This window comes from Mesorhizobium sp. INR15 (genome assembly GCF_015500075.1).
GTDB lineage: Bacteria > Pseudomonadota > Alphaproteobacteria > Rhizobiales > Rhizobiaceae > Mesorhizobium.
In genome coordinates, this window is record NZ_CP045496.1 from 3,159,745 (window position 1) to 3,181,884 (window position 22,140).

Below are 22,140 nucleotides of genomic sequence, written 5' to 3' on the forward strand. Positions count from 1 at the left end.
AAAAGCCGGCTGATCATCATGGACGAGCCGACCTCGGCGCTGACCGAGACCGAGGTGCAGCGGCTGCTGTCGATCATGGACCGGCTGCGCAAGGACAATGTCGCCATCATGTTCGTCACCCACCGGCTGGAGGAAGCGTCGGCCATTTGCGACCGCATGACGGTGTTGCGCGACGGCCGGCTGGCCGGCCATCTCGAGCGCGAAGGCGGGCCGATACAGCTGCCACGGATCATCGAGAAGATGGTTGGCCGCGCCGCGTCCGAACTCTATGCGCGGCCGGCGCAGCGCACGGTGGCTGGCGATGTCATCTTGTCGGTGCGTGGCCTGCGCACGGTGCGCGATCCCGAGGCGCCGCATGCGATCGTGCTCGACGGCGTCGATATCGACCTCAAGGCCGGCGAAATCCTCGGCGTTGCCGGCCTCGTCGGCTCGGGCCGCACGGAGCTGGCGCGCGCCATGTTCGGCGCCGACCGGATTGCTGCGGGAACCATTACGCTCAACGGCAAGAAAATCGCCCCGGCATCGCCCGCCGACGCGATCAGGCTTGGCATCGGCCTGGTGCCGGAGGACCGCAAGCATCAGGCGATCTTTGCCGCCCTCGGCATCCTGCCGAATTTCTCCGTGGCGTCGCTGGGATCCTTCAGCAACGGCCTCGGCTTCATGGCCGAGCGGCGCGAGCGCGACGCACTGTCGGGCTTCCGCAAGATGCTGTCGATCCGCATGGCCTCGGCCGAGCAGGCGATCGAAGGCCTGTCGGGCGGCAACCAGCAGAAGGTGATCCTGGCGCGCTGGCTGGCGCGCGATCCAAAAGTGCTTATCGTCGACGAGCCGACGCGCGGCGTCGATGTCGGCGCCAAGGCCGAGGTGCACCAGATCCTGGTGCAATTGGCGGCTCGCGGCATCGCGGTGATGATGATCTCGTCGGAACTGCCCGAGGTGCTGGCGGTGTCGGACCGGATCGTGACCATGCGCAAGGGACGCATCACCGGCGAAATGCCGGGGGTCGAGGCAAGCGAGGAGAAATTGATGGAACTGATGGCGCTTGACCGGCCAGGATCCACCGAGGAGGCCGCACAATGAGCGTCGCGGAAGACCAGAACCAGCGCGGCGGCATCAACATGGCACGGCTTTTGATGAGCTTCGGGCCGCTGCTGTTCCTTGTCGCCCTGATCGTCGTCTTCACCGTGCTGAAGCCGAGCTTCATCGACCCGATCAACCTGTTCAACATCACGCGGCAGATTTCGATCACCGGGCTGATCGCGCTTGGCATGACCTTCGTCATCCTCACCGCCGGCATCGATCTCTCGGTCGGCTCGCTTCTCGCCTTTTGCGGCATGGTCGCCGCCGTTGTTGCCAAGGGCGGCACCGCCAACACGCTGTCGCTATCGACCTCGGGTACACAAGGTTTCGGCTGGTTCGCGGCGCTGCTTGCCGCCGTCGCGGTGGGCGCCGCCGCCGGCGGCGTGCAGGGGCTCGCCATCACGCGGCTGAAAGTTCCGCCCTTCGTCGTCACGCTGGGCGGGCTGACGGTGTTTCGCGGGCTGACGCTGACCATTTCCAATGGCGGCCCGATCTCGGGCTTCGACGCTTCGATGCGCTGGTTCGGCACCGGCCTGATCGGTCCCGTGCCGGTGCCGGCGCTGATCTTCGCGCTGGCGGCGGTTCTGTGCCACGTCGTGCTGCGCTACACCCGCTATGGCCGCGCCGTCTATGCCGTCGGCGGCAATGCGGAGGCGGCGCGCCTGTCCGGCCTGCGCGTCGACCGCATCCTGGTCTCGGTCTATGTCATCGTCGGCTTCTTCGCCGGGCTCGCCGCCTTTGTCCTGTCGGCGCGGCTGAACTCTTCCGAAGCGGTGGCCGGCATCGGCTACGAGCTGACGGTCATCTCCGCCGTCGTCATCGGCGGCACATCGCTGTTCGGCGGCATCGGCTCGGTCGGCGGCACGGTGGTGGGCGCGGCTCTGATCGGCGTGCTGCAGAACGGCCTGCAGTTCAACAACGTCTCGTCCTACACGCAAAGCATTGTCATCGGCCTGATACTGATCCTTGCGGTGGCTTTCGACCGATGGCTGAAGTCACGGGTGCGGCGATAGGCGCGCTCCCTTCTCCCCTGTGAGAGAAGTGGCCTCGCGAAGTGAGGCCGGATGAGGGGTGCTCAATGCCGACGTCTCATTTCTTCCAGTACCTCTCAACCGTCTCGACGCTGCGCGCCGATCCACCTTCTCCCACAAGGGGAGAAGGAAAGGCCGCTTGCGCTTAACTCCCCAGCTTCTCCTCAATCACGCGCGCTGAGCCCGGCACGAGCTGGCCGGCAGGGTCGAAGCGCAGCACCACCACCCAGTTGAACTCGTCATCAGGCCATTTGCCGGTCGGCAGCAATGCTGTCGGGTCGGCGCCGAAGGCGTGGATGAGTTTGGGCAGCTCGCCATGATGCCAGGCGATGAGAATCGACTTGCCGTGACTTTCGGTTGACAGCGCCTGGACGAGAGCCTTGACGTCCTTGTCGGCGAAGCGCTGGTCGATGGGCAGTTTCAGCGCTTGCGCCAGCGGCGCCAGTGTCAGCCGCTCGCGTGCGCTGTTCTTGGAATCCGCGCTTGCCACCAGCACATCAGGACGAAACGCCACGCCGTCGAGCATGATGGGCTGGAAATAGGCGACATAGGCCTGTGCGCGGGCCTCGCCGGCGGGTGACAGGCCCGTCCCGCTGTCCGGCTTTTCGCCATGGCGCACGATCAGCACCGTGGCGTCTGCGAGACCCGCCGTAGTGCTGGCGGCATCGGCCGATACGGCAAAGGCGAAGAGCCAGAGGAAGGCGAAGGCAAGCTGTTTCATCGTGGTCTCCGCGGGCATGTGTTGATGCCGGGCAACCAAGGCGCATCATTCTGACGGAATGAGGGCCGGGTAGGCCATCTCGCGGGAAGGTGATGGCGCTCAATCGTGGATGCGCTGGCGCCAGTACCTCACGCCGCTTCGCGGGCCCAGATTTGGTGGCTGTAGCGGCGGAAGAATCGTGCGATCAGCCGCTGCTGTCTGGCTCTGGCGAGGTCGGGCAGGCGCCGTTCCTGGCGCCAGCGCGGCATGTTGCGCCAGAAGACGATAAAGCGGGCGGTGTCCTCGAGCGCTTCCTCGAGGGATAATGCTGGGTGGATCGCGCCCAGCACCATGGCCTCCGAATGCTTCAACGCGTCGATGATGGCCTTGCGGGCGATGTGGCCTTGCCGGGCCTGATGGATGCCATGCTCGCGGATCGCCGCGTAAGCTTCGAGCAGGGCAGGGCTGTCGCCGGTGTAGCCTGACATGCGGGCGAAATCGGCGGCAAGGGTGTCCATTGGCACTCCCGGAGTTCAGAACGCGGCAAGCGGAAAAGCCGCGACTCATGTTTTCGAGTAAATATAAGCATAACTCAAAAACTTGCGAAAGTGAAACTGTTGGGAAAGTGAAAAAGAGCGACTCGACTCCTGCTTCAAAACGCACGAATATGTGAACAAATCAGGAACGGAGGCGTGGAGGGGCGATGGCTTTACCGGGCAGGGAACCAACGATCGCGCATGTCGCGTCGATATCGGTCGAATGCGCCGATTGCGGCCGCAACAGGTGGTGGAAACCCGACCAGCTGAAGCGTTTCGGCGTGACAAGGGAGACGCCGCTGGCGGCCCTTTCGGGACGCATCATCTGCTCGGCCTGCCGCGCCGAGGGGCTGCCCGGCGTGGCGGTGTCGATCCAGGCGGCGTTCATCGACGACAAGGAACGTGCGCGTGCCGAAGCGCATATGCTGAACAGCCGCGACGTGCCGCTGGAGCGCTCGAGGAGGGCGTGAGGGCGCGGGCTGAGATGATCTGCAGCGGGCACGAGAAGGGGCACCGCCTTCGCCAAGCTCTATTTCAGGCCGAAGTTCGCAGGGTCTTGATCGGTCTCGATCAAGCCTCGCCGAAACCCATCCTCCACAAGACGCCTGTTCTCTCCGATATACGACAGGCCGATGGAAATTCCTTCACGCCACGAAGTGCCGCGGTTCCAGGCCTCCGCGAAAGCCATGGCGAGATCGACGTGGCGACGCGTCTGGACCAGGGCTTCGATCAGGGAAGCGGCCTGTGCTGTGTCTTTTTCCAGCTTTGTGTAGCCCGAGGCGTCCTTGCGCCGGCGCGTGCTGACGATCAATTTGTGGACCGCATACCGCTCTGGCGCGGGGAGGGTAACGGGGACGCCGCTTTTGTGCAGCATGACGGTGCGCACCGGATCCTGAATGAGGAAATCGAGAAACCTGAGGGGCTGGGCGGCGGCCCCGCCAAGCGCCGGCATTCTTGCCGCGCGGTCCGAATGTTCGTCGCTGCCTGTGTTGGGTGTCAGGAACTCAACCTTGAACTTTTTCGCATTTTCAAACTGGGTGCTGAACCTGTTGTCCGATTGGTGCGGAATGTCGCGAAAGGTCGAGTCGATCGCCTTGAGGACGTCCAGTATCGGCGGAAGGCTGTCTTCGACAGCGGCGGAAATCGAATGAAACTGGGCGAAATCGGCGTCGCCAGTCTGCATGGCTGTTGACGGCAGGCGAACTCCGAGCAGGCCCGGATAGCATTGATAGGCGACGGTCCCGACCAGAACGCCTCTGAGCCTGAACAGGCCGGCATCCGAAAGCGCCGCCACGACATCCCCGGTAAACCGTTCCGGGGCTGGCAGGTAGGCGTTCCTGACCAGGGTTGATACCAGCTTGCGGCGGCTCTTCAGGTCATTCTTCAAATCTTTGAAAGACTTGACCCTGTTGCTTATCTCTTCGTTGGCGCAAGAGCCGACATATTTCCTGACCGGTTTGCCGTCGACATTGGTCTGAAAATACCAGAACTCCTGGTTCTTCGACTTCTGCCTGACGAAGATCCCGTCACTCGAAAAATCCGAAGTGAAGGCCGCGTCGAAGGTCCGCTGATCAAGCTCGGCGAACATGGTCCTGTAGACGATATCGACGTCTTTCATCGGCCGGCCCGGGTGTAAAGTTTTTGCAAATTATGTACAACCGTAGCGGCTGAGCCGGCGAAATTCAAGCGGTTGTACATTTTTTGCGAAAACTTTACAACTGCGCTTTCGCGAAGGGAAGAGGAGCTCCTCAATATCCCAGCAGTTCCTTGAGCGGGATGACGCGCCAGACGTGTTTTATCGCGTAGCGGTCGAAGGTCAGCAATTTGGGCGGATTGTACTGCTCGACCACCAGCTCGGCTGCGGTGCGCTTGACCAGCTTCTTGATGAAGGCCTTGCCGTTGCGCTCGTTTTCTTCCGGAAAGGTCTCGATCACCACATGGTCGCCGGGCACGGCGTCGCGGCCGCCGCAATAGAGCATTTCGCCGGGTTCGTAGCGCGGCACCATGGAGTCCGACAGCACATGCAGCGCGAACACCTTGCGTAGATGGGCGATGCCGGGCGGGCGCTGGACATAGCCGGCGACCTCGCCGTTGAAGGTGAAGTCGCCATCGTCGCCGCCGACAGCCGCGCCGAGCAGTTCGATGTCCATCGGCCCGGAGGGCAGCGGGCCGGCATCGGTGACGATCTCGGCATCGGCGACCGGGCCGGCATCATCGAGGAAAACGACCTCGCCCTTGCCGAGCGCCACCGGGTCGACGCGCAGGAAGGCGGCGGTCTTCAACAGGTTCTCTGTCTTGGGCAGGTTGCGGCCGGTTTCCCAGTTGCCGACGGCTGCGACATCGGTGTCGTTGTGCTCGGCAATATGACGCATGACCAGGCCGCGCTGCTTGCGCGCCTGGCGGATCGCTGCTCCGACCTTGATCGATAGTGAGGTTTTTGCCATGGCGCCATGTGAGCGATGAAAGCTTCTCTCGTCCATGAAAGAATGGCTTGCATCACTTTTTGAGTTATGCTTATATCAAGCCATGCAAAAGCTCAACCCCATCCCATCCGAGTGCGCCTTCGCGCAAGCCTCGCATCGGCCTGCCGCGCTCCTCCTTCCGCCCCGGCTGTCCTGCTCCCCGGCCGGGGCGAAGCCCGAGGCTTTGAACGCCTGTCGCCGCCCGAGATCCGGGCCAGTGCGACAGGCATCAGCCTCGGATCCGGTCCGCCCGTCACCGGCGGCCGGAACGGCCGGAGCCGTTTTCCCTGACGGCTCCGGCCTCCAATTCGGGCAAAGCCTTTCCAACTTGCCTTGCCGTACAAGCATCCGGACCGAGGACGGCACAGTCATCCTGTTCGACCGCTGCACGGGCAGGGCGGTTTCCGCCCCGACCCGAGAGGCCGCCGAGGCGCGGTTCGCCCGGCCCGGCGGCGGCTGACCGGCCTCAACCTCAATTTCTGAAACCCCCGGCCTCGCGGCCGAAACTCCTGGCTTTACGGCGCGCTGCAGGCGCGGCCGAGGGCTGCGCAATGGAATGGAATGGAGCCGACATGCCGAGCTATATCGACAGCGAATTGCAAGCGATCGCCAGCTGGCTGAAAGACGGGCTGTCGGCCTCGGGGATCGCGGCTGAATTCAGTGCGCTGCGCGGCAGCCCGGTATCGCGCAATGCCATCATCGGCATCGTGCATCGCAATGCCATGCTGGCGGCGATCGGCTTTGCCAACGGCAAGGGCGTGATCGCGGAGCGTGCCGCGAACCGGGCCAGCCACAAGGCCGCCAACGAGATGGTTGGGCTGGTGCAAAAGCGGGCAAGCGGCGGCATACCGCACGTTATTGGTGATGCCGGTACAAAACCCCGCCCCGCTGGGAAATCCAGGCGCGAGCCGCCACCGGCCTGGTTGCCGCCGCGCCTTTTCGTACACGAGTTGGGCGCGCTGCCGCCGGATGGCGAGGCCTTTCGCTTCAAGGTGCCGGTGCCGCAACGCCCGCCGGTGGGTCGCCAGCCGCATGGCGTGGCGATGCGCTTCATCGACTGCCTGTTCGGCCGCTGCCGCGCACCACTCGACTTGACGCTGGAGGAAGACCCGGAAAAGGACGCGCCAGGCGGGCGGCCAGGCGAAGACATGCTGTGCTGCGGCATGCACACGCGGGCGCTGAAAAGCTACTGCGAATACCATCAGGCGTGCTTTCGCCGCCGCATTTTCGTGGCGCAGCCGGTGTGAGGAAAGCGCGCGCCTATCCCTTATTTCGGCACTGTGCGGCCGAGCTTCGGCATGCGGCTTTGCACGCTCCTGGCCTCCAGCATCATCGGCGTGCCGCCTTCAGACACCAGCACGCCGCTGACCCGGGCAAAGCCGGTAAAAACCTTGATGGCATCCGAGGCCGACATCTGTGCCGCGATTGCCGCGCTGCAGGCGTTAAGCGCGCTGCGGTAGACATGGCCCCGCCGCTCCACCGGCCAGCGCTGCAGGAAATCGGCGGCCTCACTGACGCTGTCGATCTCCTGGGCATGGCCATCGAGCATTACCTTGAGCGGCACTCCTGTTTTCATCGTACCCATGGCGTTCACCCTGGTTCTGGCGCGCGGCTTGTTTACGGCGCGCGGAAATCTCGCGCTGATCAACGCCGGACGCAAGCCCGCGGTTGCATCACATTTTCACTCGCCTCAGGGGTTGGTGGCGGCGTCCAGCCATTCGGTGGCGCGGCTTTTGGGCCTCGTCACCAGAATGCCTTGCTCGCGCGCGGCCTTCTTGAAGGCATCGAAGGCGATGCGCTGGCTGCAGGTGCCGTCAATGGCCAGCCCCACCAGCCGCATGGCCGCCTGAAAGGCCTCGGCGGTCTTGTCCGGCCATTGCTGGCCAAGCGCCTTGGCGGCCTCGGCCACCGAGCCGACCATGGCGGTCTTGTTGTCGCAAAAGCGCAGGGTAACCGGCATGAAGGCCGTCATCGGCAAGTCTCCTGTATTGATGGACGCCAGACAACGTCGCAAGCCCCGGCTGGTTCCATCCGGCGCGGCCTGACGGCGGGCAATTCGTGGAGGGCGCCATGAGCGAGCGGCCCTTCATGCAGCTCTATGTCTCGGATTTCGTCGGCGACACGCTGGCGCTCTCCACCGAGCAGATCGGCGCCTACATGCTGTTGCTGATGGCGATGTGGAATGCCGGAGGTGCGCTGCCCGATGACGACGCCAAGCTGGCGCGGGTGGTGCGCATGTCGACGAAGAAATGGCGCGCCATCAGCGCCGATCTGCTGACCTTCTTCGAGCGCGGCAAGGGCGAGATCAGCCACAACCGGCTGACGAAAGAGCTGCGCAAAAGCCTGATCAAAAGCGAAGCGAGGGCCGCCGCCGGGTCGCGCGGCGGGGCCGCTACCGCCTTGAAAACAAAGGCGCAGGAGGCGGCAAATGCCGATGCTTTGCCGCGGCATCTTCCAGAATCCAGAAACCATAGTGAAAAAGCTGGCGCTTTTTCCCCAGGCGAAAACGCGAAGCGTTTTTCCCGCGAAAACGCGAAGCGTTTTTCGCAGCGCCAACCCTCCGAAAACGCGCAGCGTTTTTCGGAACAGGCAAACCAACATGCCAAGCGTTTCTCGGGCCCATCGGGCAAATCGCCTCCGGCTTCCCCAGCCACCTTGCACCGCCCAGAAAACCGCCCGGCTGGCATCAGCCGAAAACCCATGCCGACGCCGCCAACACCATCATCGAGGAGATCAAGAGCCATGACCGCAACCGAATTGCAGCAGGCGACGAAGGCGCTGGCCGCGATGTTCTCATGCTTCCCGCAATCAGCACTCGCTGATGTCGAGATGCAGATGCGCGGCTATCTGGCCGCGGTGCAGGATGCCGAGCTGGCAGACCTGACGTCCGCCATCCAGCGCTTCGTGCGTGGCGAGGTGAAAGCCTGCAACGCCCAGTTCTGCCCCTCCAGCGCGCAGCTCTGCATCGAACTGCGCGAACGCCGCGCGATCAGGGAATTGTTGGCGAGACGGGCGGCCTCGCAAGTCTTGCGTTCTGCATGAGGCGAGGAATCCAGGTCCTGCAGGGCCTTCGCAAACCCACCACCACATCCAAACGAGGAATCCACCCATGAGCAAGAAAGCCATCAAGCCCGCAAAGCCCCAGGCGCCGAAACTGCCGAAAGGCGAGGCCGAGCAGGTGCGCATCCGCCGCGAGGTTGGCCATGACTTCGCGCTGAAGGACGACGCGTTCGGGCGCAAGCGGCTGAACGCCGGCACGCTGGAAGCGCGGCGCGTCTATGAGGTGTCGAATGACGGCTTCACCGCCACCGGCGGCGTGGTGCGCGTGCGCAATGTCGACCCGCTCATCGGTATCACTTCGCTGTCGCGCCTGCAGCGCGAAGCCGGCCTGCGCTACCGCGAGGATTTTCGCGCCAGCCAGCAGGCCGGCATCAAGCCGATGTCACTGACCGAACGCGTCGACGGCGGCCGCCACGGCGGCGGCATCGCCGACAGCGTGCTCAACGCCGGCCGCGCCCACGCCACTGCCACCCGCGCGCTCGGCCATTGGGACGTCGCCGGCGTGGTGCAAAAAGTCTGCTGCCTGGAACAGCCGATCAAGACCGTGGCCGAGCAGAGCGGAGAAGGCCGAGACGTGGCGACGAAGTTGCTGAAGGTGGGGTTGGATTTGTTGGCGGTGCACTATGGGATGATGATGGGGAGAAGGTGAGGGCGCGCGCCAGCAAGGCTCGCCTCCTGCCACAGTCTCTGCGGAAGCTTGCTTGGCTTAAGGTGCCCAGGAGAGCGCATGCGTTTCGCCTAACGAGCCCAATCAACGTCGATGTCAGTTGGCTTTGGTGACCGAAACCGGCGCAGTGCCAGGATGCCAGCCACGCAGTTTATAATGGGAATAAAGACCCCGCCGTATATCCAAGGCTTGGCTGCGTCCACATTTCCACCCCAGTAGCTGTTGACCATGTACGGCATCGCATTGGCAAAGATGATGGACAGCGCTAGCTCGGCGAGGAAGATGCCGGTGAACACGAGAAACCTTGGCAGGAAAGCTGTCCTCGGTGCAACCGCGGCAACAATAAGCGAAACAAGAAATCCCAAGACCCACGGTCCCATTGGCTGCCGCCCGACATAGACGTGAAACATATATGCGGCCTGCGTTGTCGCGACCAGTCCGATGAAAGTGGCCAGCGCCAAGGCAATGAAGTTGATTGATAGTCGTTTGAGAGCCATGCTGATTCTTTCAGCTCATTGAAAGGGGTAGCTAGATCCTTGAACCCGCGATCACCTCGGCTTGAGGGTACTCACGCTCTTCCTTGTAAAGAATGATGTAGCCGGGCAGGGCTGTCGCCTGCCAACCCGAGGGCAAAGCCTTGACGACATGCTCTATCGCCGAGCGCGGCGTAAGCGGGCCGCTCCGCGCCGAAAGCACGGTTTCCTCGAAATCGTCATGAGGCTTCCGGTTGCGGCCGCCATTACCCTGGTAGCGGAATGTATAGGGCAAGGCATCCTTGAGCCGTGAGAGCGCGCTTGCCGCCGTCTCACCGGCGTCGATCGCGAAGGCCAGTTCCCGGTCGATATCGATCGGAAAACTGGCGTCGTAGTTCTTGGGATCGACCTTGGTGGTGTCGCGCTCCCGGCCAGGATCGTTGGAGCCGAAGCCGCTGCCGTTCCAATCGATCGCTTTCACGCCGCCATAGTGGCGGATCAGATCGGACTCCAGATCGACCGCGGTGAACACGAAGATGCGCACGGCCTTGAAGCTTACACGTGCTGGATCAAGGCCAGCTCGATGCATGATTTTGCGTGCGTGGCGCGCCAGGCGCTTGTGAAGCCCGGCCTCGGCGTCGGTCTTGCCGACATAGACAACGCGATCATCGAGCAGAAGCTGATAGACGCCTTGTTCCTCGGGAACCTCAAGCAAGCTGGCATTGTTGAGCGGTGCGGTTTCGAGCTCGTCCAGCACCGTGATAAGCCGCGCCAGCAAGGCGCCCGGAAGATCGAACTCGAACTCGACGTAGGCCTTCATTTCAGGAAGTCCGCCCCGCCGAAGTCGAGATGGCGTTTCACGCTGCGGGCGACGATGTGCGCCAGTTCGACCGGCACGGCGTTGCCAAGCTGACGCATGGTTTCGGACCAAGCGCCATGGAAACGGAAATTGTCCGGGAATGTCTGCAGGCGAGCGCTTTCCCGCACGGTGAAGTAGCGCACGCTACCGTCCGGCCGTAGCAGCATGTTCTCGCCTCCCGGCACGCCGTGGACCCCTGCCTTCAGGGTCTTGGCCGGCTCATCGAGCGGGCTTCCCGTATGGCCCGGATAGGACCGCGCGCCGGGCTGGAAGCGATGGTTGTGGTATTTCATCGCATCGCGCGATTGATGTTCGGGATCTGGCAGGTCGCCTATCGCGTCGCGTGTTGTCCGCCATGGCGCTGTTGTTGGCTTGCCATCGAGACGCTCGGCGCGTTCAACGTGCCGGTCACCGATCCTGCGGTCGGCCTTGCGGGCCTTGTGCCGGTCCCAATAGTTGCCCCTTGTCTGATCCCAGAGCATGGCATCCATCGAGTGCGTTTCCAGCGGAAACGCCCACTTGATGTCCAGATCGCTGCGAAAGCCGACGAAAACAACGCGCTCGCGGCGCTGTGGGATGCCATAATTGGCCGCGTTCAGCACGCGGGACACCACCCGGTATTCCAGGCCGGCCGGGCCGCGGCGACCCGTATGGTGCTTTTCAAGTTTGCGGAGGTGAGTTTCCCAACTCTCGTCCGGTCCGGCGACCAGATCGGGATATGTCATCTGCAGCACGATGTGCGAAAAGTAGGTTGCGAAGGTTTCCCGGGTAAGGCCCTTCACGTTCTCGAAAATAAAGGCGCGGGGCTTCGTTTCGCGAAGCGCGCGAACCGCTTGCGGCCACATGTCTCGCGAATCCGCATGCGCACGGTGCTTGCCGCCTAGCGAGAAGGGCTGGCAAGGCGGGCCGCCCGTGACCAGGTCGATTTTGCCTTCGTGCTCGCGGAAATCCACGTCGCGAACATCGCCTTCCGTGGGTTCGGGCCAATCGCCAACCAGGCCAAGGCCATCGCGGCGATTTTCGCGAATCGTGTCGCAGCACCAGCGGTCCCATTCGACCACGGCCTGGGGCGCGAAGCCGGCACAGCTTACGCCCATGCCAAGCCCGCCGGCGCCCGCGAAGAGCTCGATCGATTTCATGCTATTCCCCTACGAATTCGCGCAGCGTGTTCTCTAATTGTTCACTCTGCCGCAATTCGCATTCCCAGACAACAAGTACGTTCCAACCAAGTTGCTTCAAGGCATCCTGCTTGCGCGTATCGCGCTCCGCGTTCGCGGATAGTTTCGGGCCCCAGAAATCAAGCTTGGACTTCGGAAGCCGGGCCAAGCGGCAAGCCGGATCGTCGTGACGATGCCAAAAGCACCCATGAATGAAAATCGCCTTTTTGCGTTTTCCAAAAGCAATGTCCGGTTTGCCCGGCAGATCACCGCGATGGAGCCGATAACGGTAGCCCATCGCATGCAGAAGCCGACGCACGACCAGTTCCGGCTTCGTATCCCTGCCGTGGATACGCGCCATCCGTTCACTGCGTTCGCTGGTTGAAAGGGTGTCCACGTTCGCCCGTCTCATCGATTCGCGACATGCTGTTGCGTTTTGCCATGAATGTGAAGGCCCGTGTATGCCAACCGGTCGACAACCGGAGCCAGCTCGCACGGCCCGCAAAACACCGCTAAGCTTGAAACGTCGTGCAGTGCCTGGGGGGAATCGTGAAAGCGGTTTTCGATGTGAAGCCGGGATCTGGCTATGACGATGACATCACCCGTCGCTATCATTTTCCGGCTCGCAGCAACTATCTCGATGCGGCCCGGAACGCGGTTGGCGATTGGGTGCTGTTTCGCGAGCCGCAACGCAATGGCGGGCGCCGCGCTTACATAGCCACCGCACGCGTAGCCGATGTCGCGCCGGACGCTGAACGGTCAGACCACTATTATGCCAATGTGACTGACTATCTCGAGTTTCCGAGACCGGTGCCTTTCATCAGGGGTGGCCGCTACGCCGAGGCGTTGTTGCGCGAGGTTCTCGATCCGAGCCGCGTTGGTCGGGCGGTGCAAGGCAAGTCTATGCGGCCGGTCTTGAATGAGGATTTCGATGAGATCGTATTGGCCGGCCTGGATGAAACGCTGGACCCCGCCAATGCCAGAAAGCTCATGCCCGACATGCTGCCGCTCGACATGCCTTTGCCCATGCAGCCCGGTTTTGCAGGGCAGGCTGGGTTTGCCGAGACGGTCGATCGGCGGGTGGAGCAGATATTGCTGAACCGAAAAATCCGCGACGCCACCTTCCGGCTGGAAGTCTGCCGCGCCTATGAGGATACCTGCGCCGTGACCGGGCTGCGCATGATCAATGGCGGCGGCAGGGCCGAGGTTCAGGCGGCACATATCAAGCCGGTCGCGGCCAACGGTCCGGATGTTGTCCAAAATGGCATAGCGCTATCGGCCACCGTGCACTGGCTATTCGACCGGCATCTCATCTCGATAGACGAGAATTACCGGCTTCTGGTCGCGCACAACCGGGTGCCGGGCGAGCTGCGCAATCTCTTTCGTCCGGAATCCCAGGGGCTGCATTGGCCCAAGGATTCAAGGTTGATGCCACATCCGGCGTTCCTGGCGCATCATCGAGAGCAGTTCGCAGGCGTGCACTAAATCTCGAAAATGAAACAGCGCACTTCGCGATGGATCTTATGACTTCAGCGGTGCAGCCGAACGGTCGGGCGGCGCCTGCCCGCCGCCTATTTCGCGGCGAGACTTTTGCTGAACAGGGCTCGCTCGATGTCGGGTTCCAGGGTTCCGGCGAAGGCCGTGGTCAGATGGTGGCTGTCACGGAACGCGAGCTTGCCGTCGATGAAGACATGACAGGTCGTCTGGTCGCAGAAGCGGTCGGTCAGGTCGACATAGGTGGTGTTGGAAACGCTCTGCACGATGCGGCGCTCTATCGTTGCGGTGGCTTCATTGTCGGCGTGGGCGCGCGGCGTGTCGCAGCGCGAAGGCGCTTCGCCCCACCACAGCGCGCGGGCCACGCAGGTGTTGGCGAATTGGTCGTTGATCGGCACGTCACGGATCACCGCCACCTTGATGCCGGCCTGGCTGAATGTCTCGATCGTCTCGCGCAGGCCTGCCTGCCAGGCGACATTCTGCTGATCGCGCATTGCCGCCGGCGCCTCCTTGACGAGGTTGCCGAAGGAGAATTCCGACATCACCACCAGCCTCGGCTTCAGCGCGAGGATCTGCGCCACCGCCTGCCGTCGCCAGGTGTCGCATTCGGTGTAGTCGCGCTTCAGCCGCGAGCTCCAGCTGGTCATGCGCGAGGCCGGGCAGGAGGATTTGAGGAACGTCACCACCCTGTTGTCGTTGCGCTTGGCCGCTTCGATCACTGGTGTCGACCAATGGTCAGCATGCGAATCGCCGAACAGGACGATGGTGTGACCGGTGTCGCCGGCGCCGAACATGCACGGTTTTGGCGTGACGGTGGCAAGGTCTGCCAGGCAGGCTTCGTCGCTGGCGCGCGCCATCGACGGCATCGCGGCGGCCTGGACGAGAAGGCGCTGCTGCGGCCCGATATTGCGGGTCGCCAGATGCGCACTGGCATAGGCCGCGACCACGCCGGCGCCGGTCAGCATCAGCGCCGGCACCAGCGCGCGGGCCGCGCCTGCCATCAGCCAGCCGTTGCGGCGCACCGGGTTTTCGATGACGTGATAGGTGAACAGCGACAGGCCAAGCGACAGCACGGCGCAGGCGAGACGCTGCGTGATGGTCAGGTTGGGCATCAGAATCTGCGCGTAGACGATCACCGGCCAGTGCCAGAGATAAAGCGAATAGGACAGTTTGCCGATCCACTGGAAGGGCAGCAGCGCCAATGCCAGCCGGGGGCCGAAGCCGGTGACTGAGCCCAGGCCGGCGGTGGTGGGCAGCCCGCTCAGCAGCACCAGCACGGTGCCGGCAACCGGCAGCAGCGCGGCAAAGCCGGGAAAAGCCATGTCTTCGCTCAGGCGCAGATAGGCGGCGGCGATCAAGGCGAGGCCGAGCCAGCCGGCCGCGTCGCCAAGGTCTCGGCGGTTACGCCACAGCGTCGCCGGCGCCAGCGTGGCCAGGCCGCCGGCGGCGAATTCCCAGGCGCGCAGCGGCGAGAAATAGAAGGCCCAGGGCGGCGAGGCCGTCGTCAGCCAGGCACAGGCGATGAAGGAGGCGAGGCCGGCCATCCCCACCGTCAGCGCCACCGCGCGCCGGCCCGGCCGCAGCCATGCGGCCAGCATCAGCAGCGCCGGCCAGCAGAGATAGAACTGCTCCTCCACCGACAGCGACCAGAAATGGATGAACGGGTTGTTGGCGGCATCCGAGGCGAAATAGTCGAACGACCAGCGGATCAGCCAGAAATTGATCATGTAGGCCGAGGCGAACATGGCGCCCTTGGAATAGAGCGCCTGTTCGTCCGGCGACAGGATGAAATAGCCGATGGCGAGCGTGGCCAGGATGACGAACAGCGAGGCCGGCAGCAGGCGGCGCGCGCGCCTGGCATAGAAGCGCCACAGGTTCATGCGGCCGTTGTCGCTCATCTCCTGCAAAAGGTGTTTGGTGATGAGGTAGCCTGAAATGACGAAGAAGATGTCGACGCCGGCAAAGCCGCCGGAAAGGGCCGTCAGGCCGAAATGGTAGGCAACGACACCGGCAACAGCCAGCGCGCGCAACCCTTCGATGTCAGGCCGGAAATCCGACCGGATTGGTGCCGTCATGACCGTTTCCCTGTTGCAAGATGGCGGTCAGTGTCGGCCGAAAGGAAATATATTGCAATGCAGCATTTTTGCCGCAGTGCGATATTCGGGCGCTGGATGCAGGCGACCCGGCGAAGGCGTCGTTGTTCAACATCGCGCGATCACACCATTTGCCGTTTGGCCTTCGGCTTGACAAATCCGTGGCATCGCCGCCATCTGCCCTGGGTTCATGGGGCAAGGGGATGTCATGAAGAAGACCTACGAAAAGCCGAGGCTCGAGAAGCGCGAGAAGCTGTCCACCGTGGTGGCCACCCCGAGCGCGCGATAACAGCCTGATTTGACGAGGCGCTGCCGGAGAGAAGCGGCGCCTGGCTGTTCAACCTTGCTTTGATTGACAAGGATTTGCTCCGAGCGCCATTGCCGCGCTCACTTGGGCTGTGAAACATTGGGGCTATGGGGATATCATGAAGAAGACATACGAAAAGCCGACGCTCGACAAACGCCAGAAGCTTTCGAGCGTCGTGGCGATATCGGTCTCCCAGGTGGACAAAGTCTGATCGGCGGCGACTCCGGAAGACCGCCGCTTGGCCACGACCGCTTGACAAATATTGGCCGCGTGCACCACTTGCCGTACTCACTTGGCGCTATGAGGATATCATGAAGAAGACATACCAAAAACCAACGCTCGAAAAGCGGCAAAAGCTGTCCACGGTGGTGGCTGCCTTGCCGAGCAACGTGCCATAAGGGCTGCGTTTGACGAGGTGCTGCCGAAGAAAAGGCGGCGCCTGGTATTTCTGGCTAAGGCTTGACGAATTCTGCTCCGGGCGCCATTTGCCGCGCTCATCTGGGGCCGTGGAATATTGGGGCCAAGGGAACATGAACATGAAGAAGACATACGAAAAGCCGACCCTCGACAAACGCCAGAAGCTTTCGAGCGTCGTGGCGGGATCGCTCTCGCAGGCTAAGTAATCGCATATCGGAATTCTAAGGGCCCGCTGCCGAAAGGCGGCGGGCCTTTTCCGTGGCGGGCTCAGCGGTCCTGTCAGGCCGGCTCGCTGACCCTGCGGCCTCGTGTCAGGTAGGCAAACAGGCCCAGCAGCAGGAAGCCCACAACCCAGCAGACCACGAAGGCAGCGACGCCGATGGCAGCGCCGAGATCGACGCCGAGGCTCACCACATTGGTGCTGAGACCGGGAAGCCTGTCGGCCGCGCCCATGCCGACATCGGCCAGCCACAGCATCACCATGTTGAAGCCGATGAAAAGCAGCAGGAAGAACCAGCCAAAGACGCCGCGCTTGCGCCTGACAACAATCGCTTCCATGCCTGACCTCGCACCCGTTTCGCGCCGCGACCATCGCGTAATGGCTGAATTGGCGCAAGGGCAGGGTTTGCCTTCTCTCCTTGCGGGAGGTGGTGGCAGCGCGAAGCGCGGGCGGACGAGGGGTGTTCCAGCCGGGGGCAAGTCACCGGCCTTGCCCGTCCTTTGGGCCGGCAGGGGGAAGGAACGGCACCCCCTTGCCCTAATGGGCAAAGGCTTGGGTTGGCGTCGCCATTCGCCCCGGGAAGGGGCGAATGTGCTAGAACCTGTGGCTCAGCCCCAGCTTGCCGCCCCAGGCGCTGTAGCTGCTGCTGCCGAGGCCGTCATAGAAGGCCGAGGCGTTGATCGACATGCCGTTGCCGGCCGCCAGCTCAAAGCCGGTTTCGGCGCGCCCGCGCAGGCCGGTTTGCGACAGGCCGGGCGTTGCCGTCGCTGCTGTCGCGGTGCTGTCCTGCATGAAGGTCCAGATGCCTTGCAGGTCGACGAACGGGGTCAGCAGCAGGCCGCCTTCCAACTGCACATTGGTGCTGATGTTGGGGCCGAAGGCGAACTGGCCGGTGCGCACGTCGATCGAAGGCACGTCGACGCCGAGACCGTCGACATAGGCCTCGCTCTTTTCCTCGAACATCGTCACCCGCGCTTCCGGCTTGATCTTCCAGCGCTCGATGTCGAAGCTGCCGATCAGGGCGGCGGTGGCCAGCCAGCGGTTGCCGTCGAAACGGTCCTTGAACGTGCCGAGCGGCGAGACCTGGTTGAACGACTGGCCCCAGCCGGCGCGCGTGTCGAGATAGAAATGCTCGGAGAGCCGCACCGTTGCGTAGGGGCCGACGAGATAGCCGACGCCCGAGACGGTGGCGCCATCGGCACCGTCCTGGTTCAGCCAGTCGACCTGCAGGCCAAGGCCGACCAGCACGTTCGGCGTCAGCAGATAGTCGGCGCCGCTGTGCGCGATGCCGAAGCTGCCTTCGCCGCTGCCAGACTTGAAGCGGCCAAGCGTGCCTTCGGTCCAGATGTCGAAACGCCTGGCCAGCGGGTCGGCGGCAGGCGCTTCATCGGCGCCGGCGGCGTCGCTTGGGCCGAACGCATGCTGGAACGTCGCGTCGGCCGGCGGCAGCTTGCCTGAGGCCGTGTAGGCGCTGAGGGGCAATTGCGCTCCAGCCGCCGCCATCATCTGGCGGGCGCCGGCGCCCGCCTGCCCGGCGCCAGCTAACCCGGCGCCAGTTTGCCCGCCGCCAGCTTGCTGGTCGCCATGGTCGCCCTGGCTGCTTTCGCCGCCAGTCGCCCCGGCCTGCGCCCGCTGCATGCTGTAGGCGAAGGTGGTGCGGTCGGCCGAGATCTGAAGGCCGACCGGCACCTGGCCGCCACCGATCGGCATGCCGAAGGCGTTGATGCCGCCATTGCCGGAATAGGCGCCGGTCAGCCGCTCGATGCGGCGGTCGATGTCGGGCTGGTTGGACAGGATGATGTTGGCGCGGCTTTCCAGGAACGAGCCGATCAGGGCCACCGCCTTGTCGGCGGAATCGCTGGTCGAGATGGTGCAGCTCAGCGCGCCGCCGGAGACCACTTTCAACGTGCCGGTATGGCTGCCCGTATTGATCGTGGACGCGGGATCAGAGCATTGCGCCGAGGCGATGCCGACACCGTTGGGCACGCTGAAGGCGAAGGCGTAGGTGCCCGGCGGAAGCGTGATGGCGCCAGACGAGCCGTGACCGCCGCTGGAATTGACGGCGACATTCAGCGCCGGCTCGGACGACGAGAAGCCGAAACTGCCGTCGGTCGGCGACTTGATCATGAAGGTCACATTGCCGGGCGGTGTGGTGCCGACGGTCACCGTGAAGGACGCGGCCGCGGTGTTGCCGGCCGTGTCGCGCGCTTCGTAGCTGATGGTCGTGGTGCCGAGCGGGAAGCTGCTGCCGGAGGCCGGCCCGCCGGTGCGGGTCACGGTGACGCCGGGCGCATTGTCGGTTGCCGTCGGCTCGCTCCAGCTTGCCGTGCCTTGCGTCTGGCCAGAGTCGACGGCGACATTGATGTTGGCGGGCACGAAAGAGAACACTGGCGGCTCGCCGTCCGCGACCGTCACGGTGAAGGACTGCTCGGCGCTGACATTGCCCTGCTTGTCCGTGGCCTTGTAGGTCACCGTGGTGGTGCCGATCGGGAAATCCGCGCCCGAGGCAAGGCCAGCCATCAGTTGCGGCGTCACATCGCCGTCCACCAGATCGGTGGCGCTGACCGCATAGGTCACCTTGGCGGTGGTCTTGCCGGCATCGGTGGAAACGCTGATGTTGGCCGGCAGGCTCAGCACCGGCGCTTCACCGTCGATGACGGTGACGGTGAAGGATTTTTCCGCGCTGGCATTGCCGGCGCCGTCGGTGGCCTTGAAGCTTACCGTGGTGACGCCGACGGGGAAGTGGGCGCCCGACGCGAGGCCGGCGGTCTGCACGGGGGTGACAGCGCCGTCGAACAGGTCGGTGGCCGAAACCGAATAGGTGACCGTTGCGTAGGTCTTGCCGGGATCAGTGCTGACGCTAATGTTGGCCGGCACGGTTACAACAGGCGGCTCGATGTCCTTCACGGTAACCGTGAAGGATTTTTCGGCGGTGTTGTTGTGGCTGTCCACGGCCCTGAACCTCACCGAGGTGGTGCCGATGGGAAAATCCGCGCCGGACGCAAGGCCGGCAATCATGGACGGGGTGACGGTGCCATCGACAGAATCGGTGGCGCTCACCGTGAAGGTAACCTTGGCTGATGTCTTGCCGGGATCGGCGTTGACGACGATGTCGGCCGGTACGGTGATCACCGGCGGCTCCGCGTCAGTCACCGTCACCGTGAAGGACTGGGGGGCGCTGATGTTGCCCTTGGCGTCCGTCGCCTCGTAGGTGACGGTGGTGACGCCGACAGGGAAGTCGCTGCCGGAGGCGAGGCCAGCGACGAGTTCCGGCGTGACCGCGCCATCGACGGCGTCGGTGGCCGACACCGCATAGGTCACCTTGGCCGTTGCCTTGCCGGCGTCGGTGTCGACGGCGATGTTGGCGGGCACGGTGAGCACCGGAGCCTCGCCGTCATTGACTGTCACCTTAAAGCTGCCGGTGGCCTTGTTGTGGGCAGCATCAGTGGCGCTGCATTCCACTGTTGTGATGCCGGTCGGGAAGGTGCCGGAAGGCGGGCCGCAGGTCGCGGCCAGGCTGCCGTCGACATTGTCGGTCGCCGAGACGGTGCCGTAGTCCACCACCGCACCGCTGGAGCCAGCACCGGTGGTCGTCACGATGTCGGCGGGCAAGGCAAGTTTCGGCGCTTCATGGTCTTCGACAACGACAACGAACGAAGCTGACGCGGTGTTGCCGCTCGCGTCCTTTGCCTGGCAGACCACCGACGTCGAACCGAGGCTGAAGGTCGAGCCGGAGGCCGGCAGGCAAGACACTACCGGGTTTGCATCGATGGCGTCGATCGCGGTCGGGTTGGTGTAGTTGACGACAGCGCTCGGCTGCCCGGCATCGGTCGGCACGGTGATTGGCGCCGGCATGGTCAGCGTTGGCACCTCTTCGTCGGTTACCTTCACCGTGAAGGCATGCTTGGTCAGGTTGTTGGCGGTGTCCCGCGCCGAGCACTCGACGATGGTTTCGCCGAAACCGAAGCTTGAGCCAGAGGCCGGGGAACACGTCACGGGCGGACTGGCGTCGACATTGTCGGTCGCTGTTGGCGTCGTGTAGGTCACGGCAGCGCTTGCCGTACCGGACGCCGCCGCGATGGTGATGTTGTCAGGCGCGGTGAAAACAGGGCCTTCACGGTCCTGCACGGTCACGGTGAAGCTTGCCGTACCCTTGTTGCCGGCGTTGTCGGTGGCCTGGAACGTCACTGTCGTTACGCCGAGCGGGAAGGTGGCTCCTGACGGCAGGCCGGCTGTCTGTACCGGCGTGATCGCGCCGTCGACATTGTCGATGGCCGTGACGCTGGCGTAGCTGACCACCGCCGACGCTGCGCCGGGGCTGGTGCCGACGATGATGTCTGTTGGCGCCGTCACCACCGGTGCTTCGTTGTCGAGGACCGTGACTGTGAATGTCTTGGCGGTGCTGGTGTTGTGGCTGGCGTCCGTCGCGCTGCACGATACCGTGTTGACGCCGGCGGCGAAGTCGCTCCCGGAAGCCGGCGCGCAGGTGACCACCGGTGCGGGGTCGCCGGCATCGGTGGCGGTGGCGGAATAGGTCACCTTGGCCGTTGCCTTGCCAGCCTCGGTGGAAGCGCTGATGTCTGAAGGCACTGTCAGCGTCGGAGGGGTCACGTCGTTGATGGTGACCTTGAAGGTCTTGGCGGCGCTGGTGTTGTTGGAGGCGTCCGTGGCCGTGCAGCTCACCGTGGTTTCGCCAATGGCAAAGGTGCTGCCGGAGGCCGGCGCGCAGGAGACGACCGGGTTGGCATCGGCATTGTCGGTCGCGGTGGCGGTAAAGGTTACTGCCTTGCCCGATGCACCGGCTGGCGCGTCCGCGCTGATGTCGCCGGGAACGGTCAGAACCGGGGCTTCATGGTCCTCGACGGTGACGTTGAAGGAGCGCCTGGTGACATTGCCGGATGGATCTGTGGCCGAGTAGCCGACGGTGGTGGTGCCGAGCGGAAAGGCGCTGCCGGGGGCGAGGCCGTCGGTCAACAGCAGGTCGGCGACATCGTCCTCGGGATCATGGGTGCTGACCGAATAGTTGACGACCGCCGTCGGCTTGGTGGCGTCAGTGTTGACCGTGATGTCGGACGGCAAGGTCAGGTCCGGCGGATTGGTTTCCGGCGGGGCGATCGGGATGATGACGTTGGCACCGGTCTTGCTTCCGTTTGGAAAGGTCCATTTGAGGATCGGCGCGCCTGAGAAGTAGCCCGAGGCCATGTTGAGCGGCGTGACCGTATAGGTCGAGGTGCAGGTGAAGGTGGCGCCGGTCTGCTCCGGCGGGCTATCGCAGACGGGCACATTGGGACCAAAACCACGCGGGTCGACCGACGCTGTCGAGAACACCCTGCTGCCGGAATAGGCCGTAAAGGTCAACTTCATCACCTGGCCGACAAACCGGAACTGGGCCGGGCGTGAGGCGACATTGATGGAGGGGGTGCTCGACTGCGCGTGCCCCTCGAGGGTTGCCGCGCCCAGCGCCAGGACACTCGCAAAGCCAACGCCAAGGCTAGCGGCGAGATTGGCCATTGCCGCACGCGCGTGAATTGGAAACCGCAGCCGGCCCGCGACTGACTCAAACCTGTAAAACGACACAATACCC

General features: G+C 63.8%; 20 protein-coding genes. 7 read left to right on the top strand and 13 right to left on the bottom strand.

The annotated features are described in order from the left end of the window. Positions 1–18: 18 nt before the first annotated feature. Together GA829_RS15380 and GA829_RS15385 are read left to right on the top strand one after the other, a co-directional pair. Complete coding sequence (locus GA829_RS15380; RefSeq protein ID WP_463671734.1) at positions 19–1,080, top strand: sugar ABC transporter ATP-binding protein; 1,062 nt, start codon at positions 19–21, stop codon at positions 1,078–1,080. Further along, positions 1,077–2,093, top strand: coding sequence for an ABC transporter permease (locus GA829_RS15385; protein WP_195179301.1), 1,017 nt, complete (start codon positions 1,077–1,079; stop codon positions 2,091–2,093). Before GA829_RS15380 ends, GA829_RS15385 begins: the two co-directional genes overlap by 4 nt. 163 nt (positions 2,094–2,256) lie before the next feature. On the opposite strand, the gene GA829_RS15390 is transcribed toward GA829_RS15385, so the two are convergent. Both GA829_RS15390 and GA829_RS15395 read right to left on the bottom strand, forming a co-directional pair. Beyond that, on the bottom strand, positions 2,257–2,832 hold the full coding sequence (locus GA829_RS15390) for a flagellar basal body-associated protein FliL (protein ID WP_258052303.1): 576 nt from the start codon (positions 2,830–2,832) through the stop codon (positions 2,257–2,259). A gap of 128 nt (positions 2,833–2,960) precedes the next feature. After that, the gene (locus GA829_RS15395) at positions 2,961–3,329 is read right to left on the bottom strand and encodes a hypothetical protein (protein ID WP_195179302.1); all 369 of its coding nucleotides are present in this window, start codon (positions 3,327–3,329) and stop codon (positions 2,961–2,963) included. A 185-nt stretch (positions 3,330–3,514) separates the two neighbouring features. Between GA829_RS15395 and GA829_RS15400 the strand changes: the two genes are divergently transcribed. Then, positions 3,515–3,817 (top strand): hypothetical protein, encoded by a 303-nt coding sequence (locus tag GA829_RS15400; RefSeq protein ID WP_195179303.1) that lies wholly within the window; start codon positions 3,515–3,517, stop codon positions 3,815–3,817. Between the two features lie 59 nt (positions 3,818–3,876). Here the strand turns inward: GA829_RS15400 and GA829_RS15405 are convergent, their stop codons facing one another. Together GA829_RS15405 and GA829_RS15410 are read right to left on the bottom strand one after the other, a co-directional pair. Continuing rightward, positions 3,877–4,965 (bottom strand): nucleotidyltransferase family protein, encoded by a 1,089-nt coding sequence (locus GA829_RS15405; RefSeq protein ID WP_195179304.1) that lies wholly within the window; start codon positions 4,963–4,965, stop codon positions 3,877–3,879. Positions 4,966–5,095: 130 nt separating this feature from the next. Further along, entirely contained in the window at positions 5,096–5,791 is a 696-nt protein-coding gene (locus tag GA829_RS15410; protein ID WP_195179664.1) for an XRE family transcriptional regulator, read from the bottom strand. A gap of 590 nt (positions 5,792–6,381) precedes the next feature. Between GA829_RS15410 and GA829_RS15415 the strand changes: the two genes are divergently transcribed. Beyond that, entirely contained in the window at positions 6,382–7,056 is a 675-nt protein-coding gene (locus tag GA829_RS15415) for a GcrA cell cycle regulator (RefSeq protein WP_195179305.1), read from the top strand. 20 nt (positions 7,057–7,076) lie between these two features. Here GA829_RS15415 and GA829_RS15420 read toward each other — a convergent pair whose 3' ends face one another. After that, positions 7,077–7,394, bottom strand: coding sequence for a DUF982 domain-containing protein (locus tag GA829_RS15420; RefSeq protein ID WP_195179306.1), 318 nt, complete (start codon positions 7,392–7,394; stop codon positions 7,077–7,079). Between the two features lie 105 nt (positions 7,395–7,499). Next, entirely contained in the window at positions 7,500–7,781 is a 282-nt protein-coding gene (locus tag GA829_RS15425; RefSeq protein WP_195179307.1) for a DUF982 domain-containing protein, read from the bottom strand. Between the two features lie 116 nt (positions 7,782–7,897). On the opposite strand from GA829_RS15425, the gene GA829_RS15430 reads away from it, so the two are divergent. Continuing rightward, positions 7,898–8,851: a YdaU family protein gene (locus tag GA829_RS15430; RefSeq protein WP_258052341.1), complete on the top strand. Its 954-nt coding sequence runs from the start codon at positions 7,898–7,900 to the stop codon at positions 8,849–8,851. Between the two features lie 67 nt (positions 8,852–8,918). Continuing rightward, positions 8,919–9,518: a DUF6456 domain-containing protein gene (locus GA829_RS15435; RefSeq protein ID WP_195179309.1), complete on the top strand. Its 600-nt coding sequence runs from the start codon at positions 8,919–8,921 to the stop codon at positions 9,516–9,518. Between the two features lie 89 nt (positions 9,519–9,607). Here GA829_RS15435 and GA829_RS15440 read toward each other — a convergent pair whose 3' ends face one another. Genes GA829_RS15440 through GA829_RS15455 form a run of 4 tightly spaced genes read right to left on the bottom strand, consistent with a single transcriptional unit; the run spans position 9,608 to position 12,422 of the window. Continuing rightward, entirely contained in the window at positions 9,608–10,033 is a 426-nt protein-coding gene (locus GA829_RS15440) for a hypothetical protein (protein ID WP_195179310.1), read from the bottom strand. A gap of 31 nt (positions 10,034–10,064) precedes the next feature. After that, a complete protein-coding gene (locus tag GA829_RS15445) occupies positions 10,065–10,829 on the bottom strand; it encodes a GIY-YIG nuclease family protein (protein WP_195179311.1) in 765 nt (254 codons plus the stop codon). Beyond that, positions 10,826–12,007 carry a DNA cytosine methyltransferase gene (locus tag GA829_RS15450; protein ID WP_195179312.1) on the bottom strand — a complete coding sequence of 394 codons (1,182 nt, stop codon included), beginning with the start codon at positions 12,005–12,007 and terminating at the stop codon, positions 10,826–10,828. Before GA829_RS15450 ends, GA829_RS15445 begins: the two co-directional genes overlap by 4 nt. Before the next feature lies 1 nt (position 12,008). Next, complete coding sequence (locus GA829_RS15455) at positions 12,009–12,422, bottom strand: very short patch repair endonuclease (protein ID WP_195179313.1); 414 nt, start codon at positions 12,420–12,422, stop codon at positions 12,009–12,011. 152 nt (positions 12,423–12,574) lie between these two features. On the opposite strand from GA829_RS15455, the gene GA829_RS15460 reads away from it, so the two are divergent. Beyond that, a complete protein-coding gene (locus GA829_RS15460; protein ID WP_195179314.1) occupies positions 12,575–13,510 on the top strand; it encodes an HNH endonuclease in 936 nt (311 codons plus the stop codon). Between the two features lie 86 nt (positions 13,511–13,596). Here GA829_RS15460 and GA829_RS15465 read toward each other — a convergent pair whose 3' ends face one another. The 3 genes from GA829_RS15465 to GA829_RS15475 form a co-directional block, all read right to left on the bottom strand. Further along, complete coding sequence (locus tag GA829_RS15465) at positions 13,597–15,594, bottom strand: acyltransferase family protein (RefSeq protein ID WP_258052304.1); 1,998 nt, start codon at positions 15,592–15,594, stop codon at positions 13,597–13,599. A gap of 1,021 nt (positions 15,595–16,615) precedes the next feature. Beyond that, entirely contained in the window at positions 16,616–16,894 is a 279-nt protein-coding gene (locus GA829_RS15470) for a hypothetical protein (protein WP_195179315.1), read from the bottom strand. A gap of 256 nt (positions 16,895–17,150) precedes the next feature. After that, on the bottom strand, positions 17,151–22,067 hold the full coding sequence (locus GA829_RS15475) for an HYR domain-containing protein (RefSeq protein WP_195179316.1): 4,917 nt from the start codon (positions 22,065–22,067) through the stop codon (positions 17,151–17,153). Between the last annotated feature and the right edge of the window lie 73 nt (positions 22,068–22,140).